We start from the raw sequence: 12,930 nt of genomic DNA, 5'->3' as shown, positions 1-12,930 counted from the left end.
CCTACCATCACCGGGTGCGTCACTCGAGGTTCTGGGAGCTCATGGCCGAGGAGTTCGGTGCGGCCTACGCGCGCTCGCTCGCCAACGGTCAGCACCTCACGGCGCTCGGCGGCCTGACCGCCCAGGCCGCCCTCGACGCCGGCGAGCAGCCGCGCGAGGTGTGGGAGGCCCTCTGCGAGCAGATGGACGTGCCGGTCGAGCGCCGCCACGGCCGCGAGCTGCCCCCACCCCGCACCTGAGCACGGTGGCGGCGGGGTCGGCCGCCGCGCAGAGACCGGCCGGGGCCGACGGACAGGCAGAACGTGCTGCAGCGACCCCCGGTCGTGCTCGCGCGGCGTGCGGGTCGCCGGTACTGCCTGTCAGTGCGTCCGCCGCTGCCCGTCGTGCGACGGAAACCCGAGTGCCCGGTGTCGTCGCCCTGGGCTAGCGTCGTCCCTCGTGACCGATGACGTCCTCCTGCACGCCAGGGGGCTGACCAAGACGTTCGGCGACTTCACCGCGGTCGACGGCATCGACGTGCAGGTGATGCGTGGTGAGGCGTTCGGCTTCCTCGGCCCCAACGGCGCCGGCAAGTCGAGCACGATGAAGATGGTCGGCTGCGTCTCCCCGGTCACCGGCGGCGAGCTGCGCATCCTCGGGATGGACCCCGCCACCGACGGCCCGGCCATCCGGGCCCGGCTCGGGGTCTGCCCGCAGCAGGACATGCTCGACGAGGACCTCTCGGTCGAGGAGAACCTCTGGGTCTACGGGCGCTTCTTCGGGCTCTCCCGGCGCGAGGTGCGCGCCCGCACCGACGAGCTCCTCGACTTCGCCCAGCTCACCGAGCGTCGTCACGACCGGGTCGAGCCGCTCTCCGGCGGGATGAAGCGCCGGCTGACCATCGCCCGCGCCCTCGTCAACAACCCCGAGGTGCTGCTCCTCGACGAGCCCACGACCGGCCTCGACCCCCAGGCCCGGCACGTGCTGTGGGACCGGCTCTACCGCCTCAAGCGCGAGGGCGTCACGCTCATCATCACGACGCACTACATGGACGAGGCCGAGCAGCTCTGCGACCGGCTCGTCGTCATGGACCACGGCCGGATCGTCGCCGAGGGCAGTCCGCGCGAGCTCATCGACACCTACTCCACGCGCGAGGTCGTCGAGCTGCGCTTCGCCGTCGACGAGCAGGAGCGGCACGTCGAGGCGGTGTCCGGTGTCGCCGAGCGGGTCGAGGAGCTGCCCGACCGGCTGCTCGTCTACACGGCCGACGGCGACGACACCCTCGCCGCGCTGCACGGCCGCGGCGTCCGTCCGCTCTCGGCGCTCGTGCGTCGCTCGACGCTCGAGGACGTCTTCCTCCACCTCACCGGCCGCTCGCTGGTCGACTGATGTCCGCCGACGCACCGCCCGCCACCGGCTCGGTCGCCACCGCGCCGAGCGGCCGGCTGGCTCCGGGGCGGCGCCGCCCCACCACGCGGGCCGAGCGGGTCGGGTCGGTCATGGCCCACCACCTCGCGGTCTACCGGCGCACCTGGAAGGGCTCGGTCGTGGGGCGGTTCGCCTCGCCGCTGTTCTTCCTCCTGTCGATGGGCCTGGGCCTCGGGGCGCTCGTCGACGCCCGCGCCGGTGGGGTCGACGGCCTTCCGTACCTGCGCTTCGTCGTCCCGGGCATCCTCGCGATGCAGGCGATGATGCTGGCCTTCGGCGACTCCACGTACGCGGTCATGGGCTACATCAAGTGGAACCGCATGTACTCGGCGATGCTGGCCACACCGCTGCGCGTGGGGGAGGTGCTCGGGGGTCACCTCGCGGTCATCGCGCTGCAGCTCGCGGCGGCCATCGCCATCTTCGTCGCCGTCGCGGCGCCGTTCGGGGCCTTCGGGTCGTGGTGGGTGCTGCTGGCGGTGCCGGCCGCGGTGCTCACGGGGATGGCCTTCTCGGTCCCGGTCTTCGCGCTCGCCGCCCGGATGGAGACCGACAGCGGCTTCAGCATCCTCTTCCGCTTCGTCATGACGCCGCTGATGCTCTTCTCCGGCACCTTCTTCCCGATCGACCAGCTGCCGGGGTGGATGCAGCCGCTGGCCTGGGTCACGCCGCTCTGGCACGGGGTCGAGCTGTGCCGCAGCGCGTCGGAGGGGGCGTGGCCGGGGTGGGCCGGGGTGCTCCACGTCGCGGTGCTGCTCGTGTACGTCGGGGTCGGCTGGGTGCTGGCCCACCGCTCCTTCACCCGCAGGCTGCTCTCGTGACCGCCGCCGCGCGCGTCGCCGGTGCCGTGCCCGCACCGCTGGGCATCGGCCTGGCGCGCTACGTCCTCATGCGCAACGTCACGGCCTTCCGTCGGGCCTGGCTGCTGCTGCTCAGCGGCTTCGTCGAGCCGGTGTTCTACCTGTTCTCCATCGGCATCGGCCTCGGGGCGCTGGTGCGCACCGTCACGACCGACGGCGGCACGGTCGTTCCCTACGCCGAGTTCGTCGCGCCCGCGCTGCTCGCCGCCTCCGCGATGAACGGGGCGGTCGCCGACAGCACGTACAACGTCTTCTTCAAGCTGCGCTACCAGCGGCTCTACGACGCGATGCTCGCGACGCCGGTCTCGCCGCGGGACATCGCCGTCGGCGAGATCCTCTGGTCGCTCTCGCGCGGTGCCCTGTACTCGACGATGTTCCTCGTCGTCGCCTGGGTCGCCGGCCTCGTGCACTCCTGGTGGGCGCTGCTCGCGGTGCCGGCCGCGGTGCTCGTCGGGCTGGCCTTCGGCGCCGTCGGGATGTTCGCGACGACGTTCATGTCCTCGTGGCAGCACTTCGACTACGTCACCCTCGCGATCCAGCCGATGTTCCTCTTCTCGGCGACCTTCTTCCCGCTCTCGACCTACCCCGACGCCCTCCAGTGGCTCGTCGCGGCGACGCCCCTGTACCAGGGCGTGGCGATCGAGCGGGCGCTGCTGCTCGGCGAGGTCGGCTGGGGGATGCTCTGGCACGTCGCGTACCTCGTCGTGCTCGGGGCGCTCGGGGTGTGGGGCACCGCCCGGCGCATCGCCACGCTGCTGCTCACCTGAGGGCTTCCGCGCCGTCGCGGTGGGGAGGACACTCCCGGGGATGGAGACCACCACCGGGTCCCTCGCGGCCCTGCACGACCCCGCGCTGCGCGGCTTCGTCACGGACGGCGGCCTGGAGACCGACCTCATCTTCCACCACGGTGTCGACCTGCCCGAGTTCGCCGCCTTCCCCTCGTCGAGGACCCGGGCGGACGGGACCTGCTCGGGCGGTACTACGACGCCTACGCCGCCGTCGCGGCCGCCGCCGGGGCCGGGCTGCTCCTCGAGTCGCCCACCTGGCGGGCGAACCCCGACTGGGCGGCGCGGGTTGGCTACGACGTCGACGCCATGGTGCGGGCCAACGTCGCGGCGATCGACCTGCTGCGCGAGCTGGCCGCCGGCTACGACGTGGCGGCCGTCCTCGTCGCCGGCCAGCTGGGGCCGCGCGGCGACGGCTACGTGGCGGGCGAGGCCCCCGACCCCGAGGAGGCCCGCGACTACCACGCACCCCAGGTGCGCGCTTTCGCCGACGCAGGGGCCGACCTCGTCTCGGCGCTCACCCTGACGACGTCCGCCGAGGGCATCGGGGTGGTCCTCGCCGCCCGCGACGCCGGCATCCCGGTCTCGGTCGGGTTCACCGTCGAGACCGACGGACGGCTGCCCGACGGGACGACGCTCGCCGACGCCGTGCAGGCCGTCGACGTGGCCGCCGCCCCCGACCACTTCGTCGTCAACTGCGCACACCCGACCCACGTCCTGCCGGCGCTCGACGAGGGGGAGTGGGTGCGCCGGGTCGTGGGCACGCGTGCCAACGCCTCGGCCATGAGCCACGCCGAGCTCGACGAGGCCGAGGAGCTCGACGACGGCGACCCCGCGCAGCTGGCGTCCGACCAGATGGAGGTCAGCCGGCTGCTGCCGGCGATGCGGGTCCTCGGTGGCTGCTGTGGCACCGACGTGCGCCACGTCGCGGCGATGTGGGGAGTCGCCGTACCGCCCCGCTGACCGCCCCGGTAGGGGCACGGCGTGTCGCGGCGCGTCGTGCCCGTCGTCGAACACGTGTTCGTCTATGGTCGTCCACAGGTGGTGGTTCCGGCGGCACTCGTCCACAGGTCCCACGGCGACCCGTGACCGTTGTCGGTGCCCCCACCTAGCGTCTGACCAGAGCTCGCGACGAGACCGACCGCGAGGGCTGGTCGCCGGTGGGCGCGTCCGATGACGAACGAAGGAACAGGTGTGACATGGCTGGTGCTCGTGGAAGCGTGATGCCCAACCCGGTGGCTGCGGCCAACGACGGCGAGAAGGACAAGGCCATCGCCTCGGTGATGGCCCAGATCGAGAAGCAGCACGGCAAGGGCGCGGTCATGCGCCTCGGCGACGACGTCCGCCCGCCCATCGCCGTCATCCCCACCGGGTCCATCGCGCTCGACGTCGCGCTCGGCATCGGGGGTCTGCCCCGCGGCCGCGTCGTCGAGATCTACGGTCCGGAGTCCTCCGGCAAGACGACCGTCGCGCTGCACGCGGTGGCCAACGCGCAGAAGGCCGGCGGCATCGCGGCCTTCATCGACGCCGAGCACGCCCTCGACCCCGAGTACGCGAAGAAGCTCGGCGTCGACACCGACGCGCTGCTCGTCTCCCAGCCCGACACGGGGAGCAGGCGCTCGAGATCGCCGACATGCTCATTCGTTCCGGCGCGCTCGACATCATCGTCATCGACTCGGTCGCGGCCCTCGTGCCCCGTGCCGAGATCGAGGGCGAGATGGGCGACAGCCACGTCGGCCTCCAGGCCCGCCTGATGTCCCAGGCCCTGCGCAAGATCACCGGTGCCCTCAACACCACGGGCACGACGGCGATCTTCATCAACCAGCTGCGCGAGAAGATCGGCGTGATGTTCGGCTCGCCCGAGACCACCACCGGTGGCAAGGCGCTGAAGTTCTACGCCTCGGTCCGCCTCGACGTGCGGCGCATCGAGACCCTCAAGGACGGTACCGACGCGGTCGGCAACCGCACCCGCTGCAAGGTCGTCAAGAACAAGGTCAGCCCGCCGTTCAAGCAGGCCGAGTTCGACATCCTCTACGGCCAGGGCATCTCCCGCGAGGGCGGCCTCATCGACATGGGCGTCGACCACGGCTTCGTCCGCAAGGCCGGTGCCTGGTACACGATGGACGGCGACCAGCTCGGCCAGGGCAAGGAGAACGCCCGCCAGTTCCTCAAGGACAACCCCGAGCTCACCGACGAGCTCGAGCGGAAGATCAAGGAGAAGCTGGGCATCGGGGTCAAGGTCGAGCTCGAGGCCGTCCCGGACGTCCCCGTCGACTTCTGAGGCACGCCCGATGGCGTTCGCCGACGGCACGGCCCCGCCGCCCGAGTGGGCGGCGGGGCCCGCCTCGTCCACGGCCGCACCCGGCCTCGACGAGCTGCGCGCGATCCTCGCCGAGGAGCCGCGGTCCCAGCCCCCGCGCCGCGGCCGACGGGCACCGGCCCCACCCGACCCCGAGGGTGACCCCCGCACCCGCGGCGACGAGCCCGACCCGCACGACTGGGCCCGCCAGATCGTCCTGCGCCAGCTGACCGCCGCCCCGCGAAGCCGCTCCCAGCTCGCCCAGGCCCTGCGGAAGAAGGACTGTCCCGACGACGTCGCGGCGGCCGTGCTCGACCGGATGGAGGAGGTCGGGCTCGTCGACGACGAGGCGTACGCGGGGATGCTCGTGCGCTCCCAGCAGGCCGGCCGGGGCCTGGCCACCCGGGCCCTGCGCCAGGAGCTGCGGCGCAAGGGCGTCGACGACGACACCGCCGCCGCCGCCCTCGCCGAGGTCGACCCGCACGCCGAGGAGGAACGCGCCCGCCAGCTCGTGGCCAAGAAGCTGCGCACGATGCACGGTCTCGAGCCGGTCGTCCAGACCCGGCGCCTCGCCGGGATGCTCGCGCGCAAGGGCTACGACGCCGAGCTGACGATGCGCCTCGTCCGCGAGGCCGTCCGCGAGGCGCCCGAGCACCAGCGCGACTGAGGCCGGCCGGGGCGCTCCCGGCTCAGAGCGAGTGCAGCGGGCGCCGGCCCGGGGGCAGCGAGTCGCTGGGCACGATCTCCTTGCCGTAGGGCACCAGCGAGACGGGCAGCATCTTGAGGTTGGCCACCGCCAGCGGGATCCCGATGATCGTCACGGCCTGCGCGACGGCCGTCAGCAGGTGGCCGAGGGCCAGCCACCAGCCGGCGAGCACGATCCACACGACGTTGAGCACCGCCGACCCGGCGCCGGCCCCCGGCTTCTCGACGACGGCCCGCCCGAACGGCCACAGGGCGTAGCTGGCCATCCGGAACGACGCGACCCCGAGCGGGAACGTCACGACGAGCACGCAGAGCACCAGCCCGGCGAACGCGTACCCGAGCGCCAGCCAGAAGCCGCCGAACACGAACCAGATGACGTTGAGCAGGGTGCGCACCGGACCTCCAGACAGGGCGACGGATGTCGCTGCGCCCCAGCCTCGCACGCAGCGCCGAGCACCGACATCAGGGTCCGCCCGGAAACATCCCGGAGACAGGGTCGTGATGACACGGTCACGCTTTCCCCCTAGGTTCGAGCGCGTGAGCGAGCCGACCACCCCCGACGCCGCAGGCAGCCTCTTCGACGGCTACCGGCTCGGGGGAGGGGCCTGGGACGAGATGCTCGGCAGCCCGGCCGAGCCGCGCACGCCGTACAAGGCGGTCTTCCACACGCTGCGCTCGATGACCGGCACGACCCTCAAGGAGCGCGCCGACATCCTCGCCCGCTCCTACCTCGACCAGGGCGTCACCTTCGACTACGCCGGGGAGGAGCGGCCCTTCCCGCTCGACGCCGTGCCGCGGGTCATCTCGGCCCACGAGTGGCAGGTCATCGAGTCCGGGGTCGCCCAGCGGGTCACGGCGCTCGAGGCATTCCTCGACGACATCTACTCGCGCGAGGGCGAGATCCCGCGCGCCGTCCACGAGGGAATCGTCCCGTGGCGGCTCATCGCCAGCTCGAACCACTACCACCGGGCGGTCACCGGCATCCGTCCCGCCAACGGGGTGCGCGTGCACGTGGCCGGTGTCGACCTCGTGCGCGACGAGGAGGGCACCTTCCGGGTCCTCGAGGACAACGTCCGCGTCCCGTCCGGCGTCAGCTACGTCATCGCCAACCGCCGCGCGATGGCCAATGTCTTCCCCGAGGCCTTCGCGACGATGCGCATCCGCCCGGTGCACGACTACCCGCGGATGCTGCTCGCGGCACTGCGGGCCGCCGCCCCGGACGGCGCGAGCGACCCGACGGTCGTCGTCCTCACCCCGGGCGTCTTCAACTCCGCCTACTTCGAGCACGCCCTGCTCGCCCGGATGATGGGCGTCGAGCTCGTCGAGGGCCGCGACCTCGTCTGCGTCGGCGGCCAGGTCCGGATGCGCACGACGACCGGTGACCGTCCCGTCGACGTCATCTACCGGCGCGTCGACGACGAGTTCATCGACCCGGTGCACTTCCGCGGGGACTCGGTGCTCGGCGTCGCGGGCCTCGTCTCGGCGATGCGCGCCGGCCGGGTGACGGTCGCGAACGCGCTCGGCAACGGGGTCGCCGACGACAAGCTCATCTACAGCTACCTGCCGGCCCTGACCCGCTTCTACCTCGACGAGGACCCGATCCTGCCCAACGTCGACACCTTCCGGTGCGCCGAGCCGGACTCGCTGAGGCACGTCCTCGACCACCTCGACGAGATGGTCGTCAAGCCGGTCGACGGCTCCGGCGGCAAAGGCCTGGTCGTCGGACCCCGCGCCGACGGCCCCACCCTCGACCGGCTGCGCGGCGCCCTCGAGGCCGACCCGCGCGGCTGGATCGCCCAGCCGGTCGTCCAGCTCTCGACCGTGCCGACCTTCATCGACGGCGGCCTCGCGCCCCGCCACGTCGACCTGCGCCCGTTCGCGGTCAACGACGGCGAGCGGGTGCGGGTCCTGCCGGGCGGCCTGACCCGGGTGGCCCTGCCGGAGGGAGAGCTCGTCGTGAACTCGAGCCAGGGCGGCGGGTCCAAGGACACCTGGGTGCTCTCGGACCGCCGGGCCAGCGTCAGCGCGGCGACCCCGCACCCCGACAACCGGGAGGTCGTCGTCATGAGCGCCCCCACGGCCTCGCTCGAGGACAGCATGCGCGCCCAGCAGCAACAGCAGCAGCAGCAGGAACGGCGGCCGCGCGGGTCGCACGACGAGGGCGGGGAGGCGTCGTGCTGAGCCGGATCGCGGAGTCGCTCTTCTGGATCGGCCGGTACACCGAGCGGGCCGACGGCACGGCCCGGATCATCGACGTCCTGCGCCTGCAGCTGCTCGAGGACCCGGTGGCCGACGAGTCCGCGGCCTCGCGCACCGTCCTCTCGGTGATCATGGGCCTCCCGCACGAGGGTGACGTCTCGTTCGACGACGTGGGGGGCTCGCTGGTCTTCGACCGCAGCAACCCCAGCTCGATCTCCGGCGCCTGGTTCGCCGCCCGCGAGAACGCCCGCCGGGCCCGCGAGACCCTCTCGACCGAGCTGTGGGAGGGCATCAACACGACGTGGCACCGGTGGAACGGCTTCGGCCGGGGGATGGTGACCGAGCGCCACCTGTCGTGGGTGCGCGAGCGGGCCGCCCTCGTCTCGGGCATCGCCGACTCGACGATGTCGCACGACGAGGCCTGGGACTTCCTCGTCCTCGGCCGCAGCATCGAGCGGGCCGACATGACCGCCCGGCTCGTGGCCACCGGCGGCATGCCCGGTGGGGGTGCCCCGTGGTCGGTCGTCCTCTCGAGCTGCGGCGCGCAGCAGGCGTTCATGCGCAGCCAGCGCGGGCTGCTCTCCGACGACCGGGCCGCCGCCTTCCTCGTGCTCGACCGCGAGTTCCCCCGCTCGGTGTTCTTCAGCCTGCGCGAGGCCGAGAACCGGCTCGAGGCCCTGTCGCCGGCCCATGCCGAGCGGATCGGGGTGTCCGACGAGGCCCGTCGCCAGCTGGGCCGGATCCGCACGTCGCTGGAGTACCGCGCGACGACCGACGTCATCGCCGACCTGCCCGCCCAGATGCGGCGCGTGCAGTCCGCCGTGACGACCGCGTCCTCCTCGATCGCCGCCCGGTACTTCCAGTCCGGGCCGCTCACGACGTGGACGAGGGACGTGGTCTGAGGTGCGCCGCTACCGCATCGTCCACACGACCGGGCTGGGCTACGACGGGCCGGTCCGCGCCGCGCACAACGAGCTGCGGATGACCCCGCTCAACGAGCCCGGCCAGACCACCCTCGAGAACCGCATCCGGATCCGGCCGATGACGTGGAGCCACGTCTACCGCGATCATTGGGGCACCCACGTCATGGCCATGGAGAGCCTGGCCGCCCACGAGCGGCTCGACATCGAGGCCATCTCCACGGTCGAGCGAGCGGAGGTCGCCCCGTCCTCGGCCACGAGCACCTGGGACACGGTGCGCGACCCCGCCGTGCAGGACCGGCTCTACGAGTGGCTCATGGTCTCCGCCCGGACCCGGCCGGGCGACGGCGTCGGTGCCCTCGTCGAGGAGGTGCGCGGGCTCCCCACCCCCCGGGAGGCCGCCGACGCGGTGTGCCGCCGGGTCCGCGAGGAGATGGAGTACCGCCCGGGCGCGACGGGTGTCCGCAGCAAGGGTGAGGACGCCTGGGCCAACCGCGCCGGCGTCTGCCAGGACTTCGCGCACATCACCATCGGCGCCCTGCGGGCCCTGGGCATCCCCGCCCGCTACGTGTCGGGCTACCTCGTGCCGAAGCGTGACCTCGCCGTCGGCGAGAGCGCCTCGGGGGAGAGCCACGCCTGGGTCGAGTTCTGGGACGACGCCTGGGTCGCGGCGGACCCGACGAACGGCACCCCCGTGGGGGTCGAGCACGTCGTCGTCGCCCGCGGCCGCGACTACGACGACGTGCCGCCGTTCAAGGGGATCTACTCGGGGCGGGCGACCGCGGCGCTGCGGGTCGTCGTCACCATCACCCGCCTCGCGTGAGCGACCGGGCGGCGGCGATTCCGCGCCGCACGGCATCGGCTCGTACCCTTGGTGGCGCCATGACTGCTGCCAGGACCTACGACGTGCGCACCCACGGGTGCCAGATGAACGTGCACGACTCCGAGCGCCTCGCCGGCCTGCTCGAGACCGCCGGGTACGTCGACCTCGCGAGCCTGCCCGCGGACCGCCGGCCCGAGGTGGCCGACGTCGTCGTGTTCAACACCTGCGCCGTGCGCGAGAACGCCGACAACAAGCTGTACGGCAACCTCGGCCAGCTGCGCCCCGCCAAGACCGCCAACCCCGACCTGCAGATCGCCGTCGGTGGGTGCATGGCGCAGAAGGACCGCGAGTCCATCGTCAAGCGAGCCCCGTGGGTCGACGTCGTCTTCGGGACGCACAACATCGGCAGCCTGCCGGCCCTGCTCGACCGGGCCCGCCACAACAAGCGCGCCGAGGTCGAGATCCTCGAGTCGCTCGAGACCTTCCCCTCCACCCTGCCGACCCGGCGCGACTCGGCCTTCGCCGGCTGGGTGTCGATCTCGGTGGGCTGCAACAACACCTGCACCTTCTGCATCGTCCCGAGCCTGCGCGGCAAGGAGCAGGACCGCCGCCCCGGCGACGTCCTCGCCGAGATCGAGGCGCTCGTCGCCCAGGGCGTCGTCGAGGTGACCCTGCTCGGGCAGAACGTCAACACCTACGGCGTCGAGTTCGGCGAGCGGCTGGCCTTCGGCAAGCTGTTGCGGGCCTGCGGCGACATCGACGGCCTCGAGCGCGTGCGCTTCACGAGCCCGCACCCGGCGGCGTTCACCGACGACGTCATCGAGGCGATGGCCGAGACCCCCAACGTCATGCCGAGCCTGCACATGCCGCTCCAGTCCGGCTCCGACCGCGTGCTCAAGGCGATGCGCCGCAGCTACCGCAGCGAGCGGTTCCTCGGCATCATCGACCGGGTCCGGGCCGCGATGCCCGACGCCGCGATCACCACCGACCTCATCGTCGGGTTCCCCGGCGAGACCGAGGAGGACTTCGCCGAGACCCTGCGGGTCGTCGAGGCCTCCCGCTTCTCGAGCGCCTTCACCTTCCAGTACTCGATCCGCGCCGGCACCCCGGCGGCGACGATGGCCGACCAGGTTCCGAAGGCCGTCGTCCAGGAGCGGTTCGACCGTCTCATCGCCCTCCAGGAGCAGGTCTCCTGGGCCGGCAACCGCGCCCTCGAGGGCCGGGACGTCGAGGTGCTCGTGGCGCCGGGCGAGGGCCGCAAGGACGGCGAGACCTCCCGGATGTCCGGGCGGGCCCGCGACAACCGGCTCGTGCACTTCGCCGTGCCGGACGGCGCCGAGCGCCCCCGGCCGGGCGACGCCGTCACGGTGGGCGTCACGTACGGCGCACCGCACCACCTCGTCGCCGACAGCGGTGTGCGAGAAGGCATCTACGCGGTGCGTCGGACGCGCGGCGGGGATGCCTGGGCGGCGCTCCAGGACGCGCCGGTGCCCGGCAAGCCGGGTGTCTCGCTGGGGATGCCGTCCGTCGGGCGGCCGCAGGCGCCGGTCGCGGCGCCCGCCTGCGGGGCCTGAGCCCGGAGGGGCCTGAGCCCGGAGGGGCCTGAGGCCGGAGGGCGTCAGGCGAGGAGGGCCACGAGCCCGCCGACGACGGCACACGCCGTGACGACGGCGCCGACGATGCCGGCGGTCCGCAGGCTGGTGCGGCGGCGCTCCTGCGCCACCGCGGTCTCGGCGACGGTCGAGCGGACCGCGTCGTAGAGCGGGGTCGGGTCGAACGGCTCGAGCTCGAGCTTCGGGAGCCCGGAGTGCCAGTGCGACACGGCGCGTCCTTTCCGAGGGGGTGTGCAGGAACCTCGAGGGTAGGGAACCCTTCGGTGCCGCAGGCGCGAAAGCCGGCCTGCGACACGAGTCGTGGCCGAAGGTCGAGCCCCATCCTGTCCGAACGGACGAGACCCCCGACCGGAACCGGTCGGGGGCCTCGAAACCTCGCGGCCTCGGGTCAGGTCACCGCTCGCCGATCGCCTCGTCGGCCTTGGCCTGGGCCTGGTCGACCTTGTCGGCGTACTTGCCACCCGTCGCCGAGTCGACGGCGTCGCCGCCGCGCTCGATGGCCTGGTCGCTGAGCGACTCGACCTGGTCGGGGTGCTGCTCGGCCAGCTCGGTGAGCTTCTCCTTGGCGCTGTCGAGGAATCCCATCGGCGACCTCCTTCCACTCGGTGACAGGGCGTGCTCCCGAGGGAGCAGGACCAGTCCACACCCGAACGGCCCGGCGCGCCAGCCCTTTCCCGCCGTCCGTCCGGGCCGGCGGCTCTGGAAGAATCGGCCGCATGACCATCCGCCCCGTCGTCATCACCGGAGACCCCGTCCTCCACCGCCGCGCCGAGCCCGTCGAGGTCATCGACGACGGCATCCGCGAGCTGGTCGCGGACATGTACGAGACGATGGACGCCGCCCGCGGGGTCGGGCTGGCCGCGCCGCAGGTCGGTGTGGGCCTGCGCATCTTCACCTGGCAGCTGGCCAACGACGACGGCATCCCGCCCCGCGGCGTCGTCATCAACCCCTACCTCGTCGCCGCGAAGCCGGTGGCCGGCGACCCCGACCCGCACGAGGAGTCCGAGGGCTGCCTGTCGGTGCCCGGCGAGTCCTACCCGCTGCGTCGCGGCGAGCAGGCCGTGCTCACCGGCCAGGACGTCGACGGCCACGAGCTGCGCTACGAGGCCACCGGATGGTTCGCGCGGATGCTCCAGCACGAGTACGACCACCTCAACGGGTTCCTCTACGTCGACCGGCTCTCCGGCCGCTACGCCCGCAAGGCCAAGAAGGCGGTCAAGGCCAACGGCTGGGGCACCCCCGGCCTGACCTGGATGCCGGGCGAGGACCGCGACCCCTTCGGCCACGACGACGAGACGCCCGACGACGAGCGCGCGGACTGA

General features: G+C 72.8%; 14 protein-coding genes and 1 pseudogene. 12 read left to right on the top strand and 3 right to left on the bottom strand.

The annotated features are described in order from the left end of the window. The first annotated feature begins 14 nt into the window (after positions 1-14). The 7 genes and pseudogenes from G7075_RS08775 (at position 15) to G7075_RS08745 (ending at position 6,015) form a co-directional block, all read left to right on the top strand. Positions 15-239 (top strand): DUF3046 domain-containing protein, encoded by a 225-nt coding sequence (locus tag G7075_RS08775; protein ID WP_166121048.1) that lies wholly within the window; start codon positions 15-17, stop codon positions 237-239. Between the two features lie 199 nt (positions 240-438). Beyond that, complete coding sequence (locus G7075_RS08770; protein WP_166121045.1) at positions 439-1,368, top strand: ABC transporter ATP-binding protein; 930 nt, start codon at positions 439-441, stop codon at positions 1,366-1,368. Then, positions 1,368-2,225, top strand: coding sequence for an ABC transporter permease (locus G7075_RS08765; RefSeq protein ID WP_166121043.1), 858 nt, complete (start codon positions 1,368-1,370; stop codon positions 2,223-2,225). The genes G7075_RS08770 and G7075_RS08765 overlap by 1 nt, the downstream gene beginning before the upstream one ends. Next, complete coding sequence (locus G7075_RS08760; protein ID WP_240917987.1) at positions 2,222-3,031, top strand: ABC transporter permease; 810 nt, start codon at positions 2,222-2,224, stop codon at positions 3,029-3,031. Before G7075_RS08765 ends, G7075_RS08760 begins: the two co-directional genes overlap by 4 nt. 198 nt (positions 3,032-3,229) lie before the next feature. Beyond that, entirely contained in the window at positions 3,230-4,012 is a 783-nt protein-coding gene (locus G7075_RS08755; protein WP_371814232.1) for a homocysteine S-methyltransferase family protein, read from the top strand. 320 nt (positions 4,013-4,332) lie between these two features. After that, positions 4,333-5,279, top strand: a pseudogene (gene recA, locus G7075_RS08750) (recombinase RecA); the annotation flags it as partial. A 61-nt stretch (positions 5,280-5,340) separates the two neighbouring features. Continuing rightward, entirely contained in the window at positions 5,341-6,015 is a 675-nt protein-coding gene (locus tag G7075_RS08745; protein WP_166121040.1) for a regulatory protein RecX, read from the top strand. A gap of 22 nt (positions 6,016-6,037) precedes the next feature. On the opposite strand, the gene G7075_RS08740 is transcribed toward G7075_RS08745, so the two are convergent. Next, the gene (locus G7075_RS08740; RefSeq protein ID WP_166121038.1) at positions 6,038-6,448 is read right to left on the bottom strand and encodes a YccF domain-containing protein; all 411 of its coding nucleotides are present in this window, start codon (positions 6,446-6,448) and stop codon (positions 6,038-6,040) included. A gap of 220 nt (positions 6,449-6,668) precedes the next feature. Between G7075_RS08740 and G7075_RS08735 the strand changes: the two genes are divergently transcribed. Genes G7075_RS08735 through miaB form a run of 4 tightly spaced genes read left to right on the top strand, consistent with a single transcriptional unit; the run spans position 6,669 to position 11,569 of the window. Then, complete coding sequence (locus tag G7075_RS08735; protein WP_205860712.1) at positions 6,669-8,234, top strand: circularly permuted type 2 ATP-grasp protein; 1,566 nt, start codon at positions 6,669-6,671, stop codon at positions 8,232-8,234. Then, positions 8,228-9,154 (top strand): alpha-E domain-containing protein, encoded by a 927-nt coding sequence (locus G7075_RS08730; protein WP_166121033.1) that lies wholly within the window; start codon positions 8,228-8,230, stop codon positions 9,152-9,154. Before G7075_RS08735 ends, G7075_RS08730 begins: the two co-directional genes overlap by 7 nt. A 1-nt stretch (position 9,155) precedes the next feature. After that, on the top strand, positions 9,156-9,995 hold the full coding sequence (locus G7075_RS08725) for a transglutaminase family protein (RefSeq protein ID WP_166121030.1): 840 nt from the start codon (positions 9,156-9,158) through the stop codon (positions 9,993-9,995). Positions 9,996-10,054: 59 nt separating this feature from the next. Further along, on the top strand, positions 10,055-11,569 hold the full coding sequence (miaB, locus tag G7075_RS08720; protein ID WP_205860664.1) for a tRNA (N6-isopentenyl adenosine(37)-C2)-methylthiotransferase MiaB: 1,515 nt from the start codon (positions 10,055-10,057) through the stop codon (positions 11,567-11,569). Positions 11,570-11,613: 44 nt separating this feature from the next. Here miaB and G7075_RS08715 read toward each other — a convergent pair whose 3' ends face one another. Beyond that, the gene (locus G7075_RS08715) at positions 11,614-11,817 is read right to left on the bottom strand and encodes a hypothetical protein (protein WP_166121024.1); all 204 of its coding nucleotides are present in this window, start codon (positions 11,815-11,817) and stop codon (positions 11,614-11,616) included. A 184-nt stretch (positions 11,818-12,001) separates the two neighbouring features. Further along, positions 12,002-12,193, bottom strand: a complete 192-nt coding sequence (locus G7075_RS08710) for an antitoxin (protein WP_166121022.1) — start codon at positions 12,191-12,193, stop codon at positions 12,002-12,004. 131 nt (positions 12,194-12,324) lie between these two features. Between G7075_RS08710 and def the strand changes: the two genes are divergently transcribed. Beyond that, positions 12,325-12,930: a peptide deformylase gene (gene def, locus G7075_RS08705; RefSeq protein ID WP_166121019.1), complete on the top strand. Its 606-nt coding sequence runs from the start codon at positions 12,325-12,327 to the stop codon at positions 12,928-12,930.

The sequence above is a fragment of the Phycicoccus sp. HDW14 genome (genome assembly GCF_011383005.1).
Lineage (GTDB): Bacteria > Actinomycetota > Actinomycetes > Actinomycetales > Dermatophilaceae > Phycicoccus.
This window is presented reverse-complemented; position numbering and strand designations above follow the sequence as displayed.

What these genes read in the sequence shown, in the direction of transcription:
- G7075_RS08765 (WP_166121043.1), top strand. Translation starts at nt 1,368, where the DNA reads ATGTCCGCCGACGCACCGCCCGCCACCGGCTCGGTCGCCACCGCGCCG.
- G7075_RS08745 (WP_166121040.1), top strand. Translation starts at nt 5,341, where the DNA reads ATGGCGTTCGCCGACGGCACGGCCCCGCCGCCCGAGTGGGCGGCGGGG.
- G7075_RS08735 (WP_205860712.1), top strand. Translation starts at nt 6,669, where the DNA reads ATGCTCGGCAGCCCGGCCGAGCCGCGCACGCCGTACAAGGCGGTCTTC.
- miaB (WP_205860664.1), top strand. Translation starts at nt 10,055, where the DNA reads ATGACTGCTGCCAGGACCTACGACGTGCGCACCCACGGGTGCCAGATG.
- G7075_RS08710 (WP_166121022.1), bottom strand. Translation starts at nt 12,193, where the DNA reads ATGGGATTCCTCGACAGCGCCAAGGAGAAGCTCACCGAGCTGGCCGAG.
- def (WP_166121019.1), top strand. Translation starts at nt 12,325, where the DNA reads ATGACCATCCGCCCCGTCGTCATCACCGGAGACCCCGTCCTCCACCGC.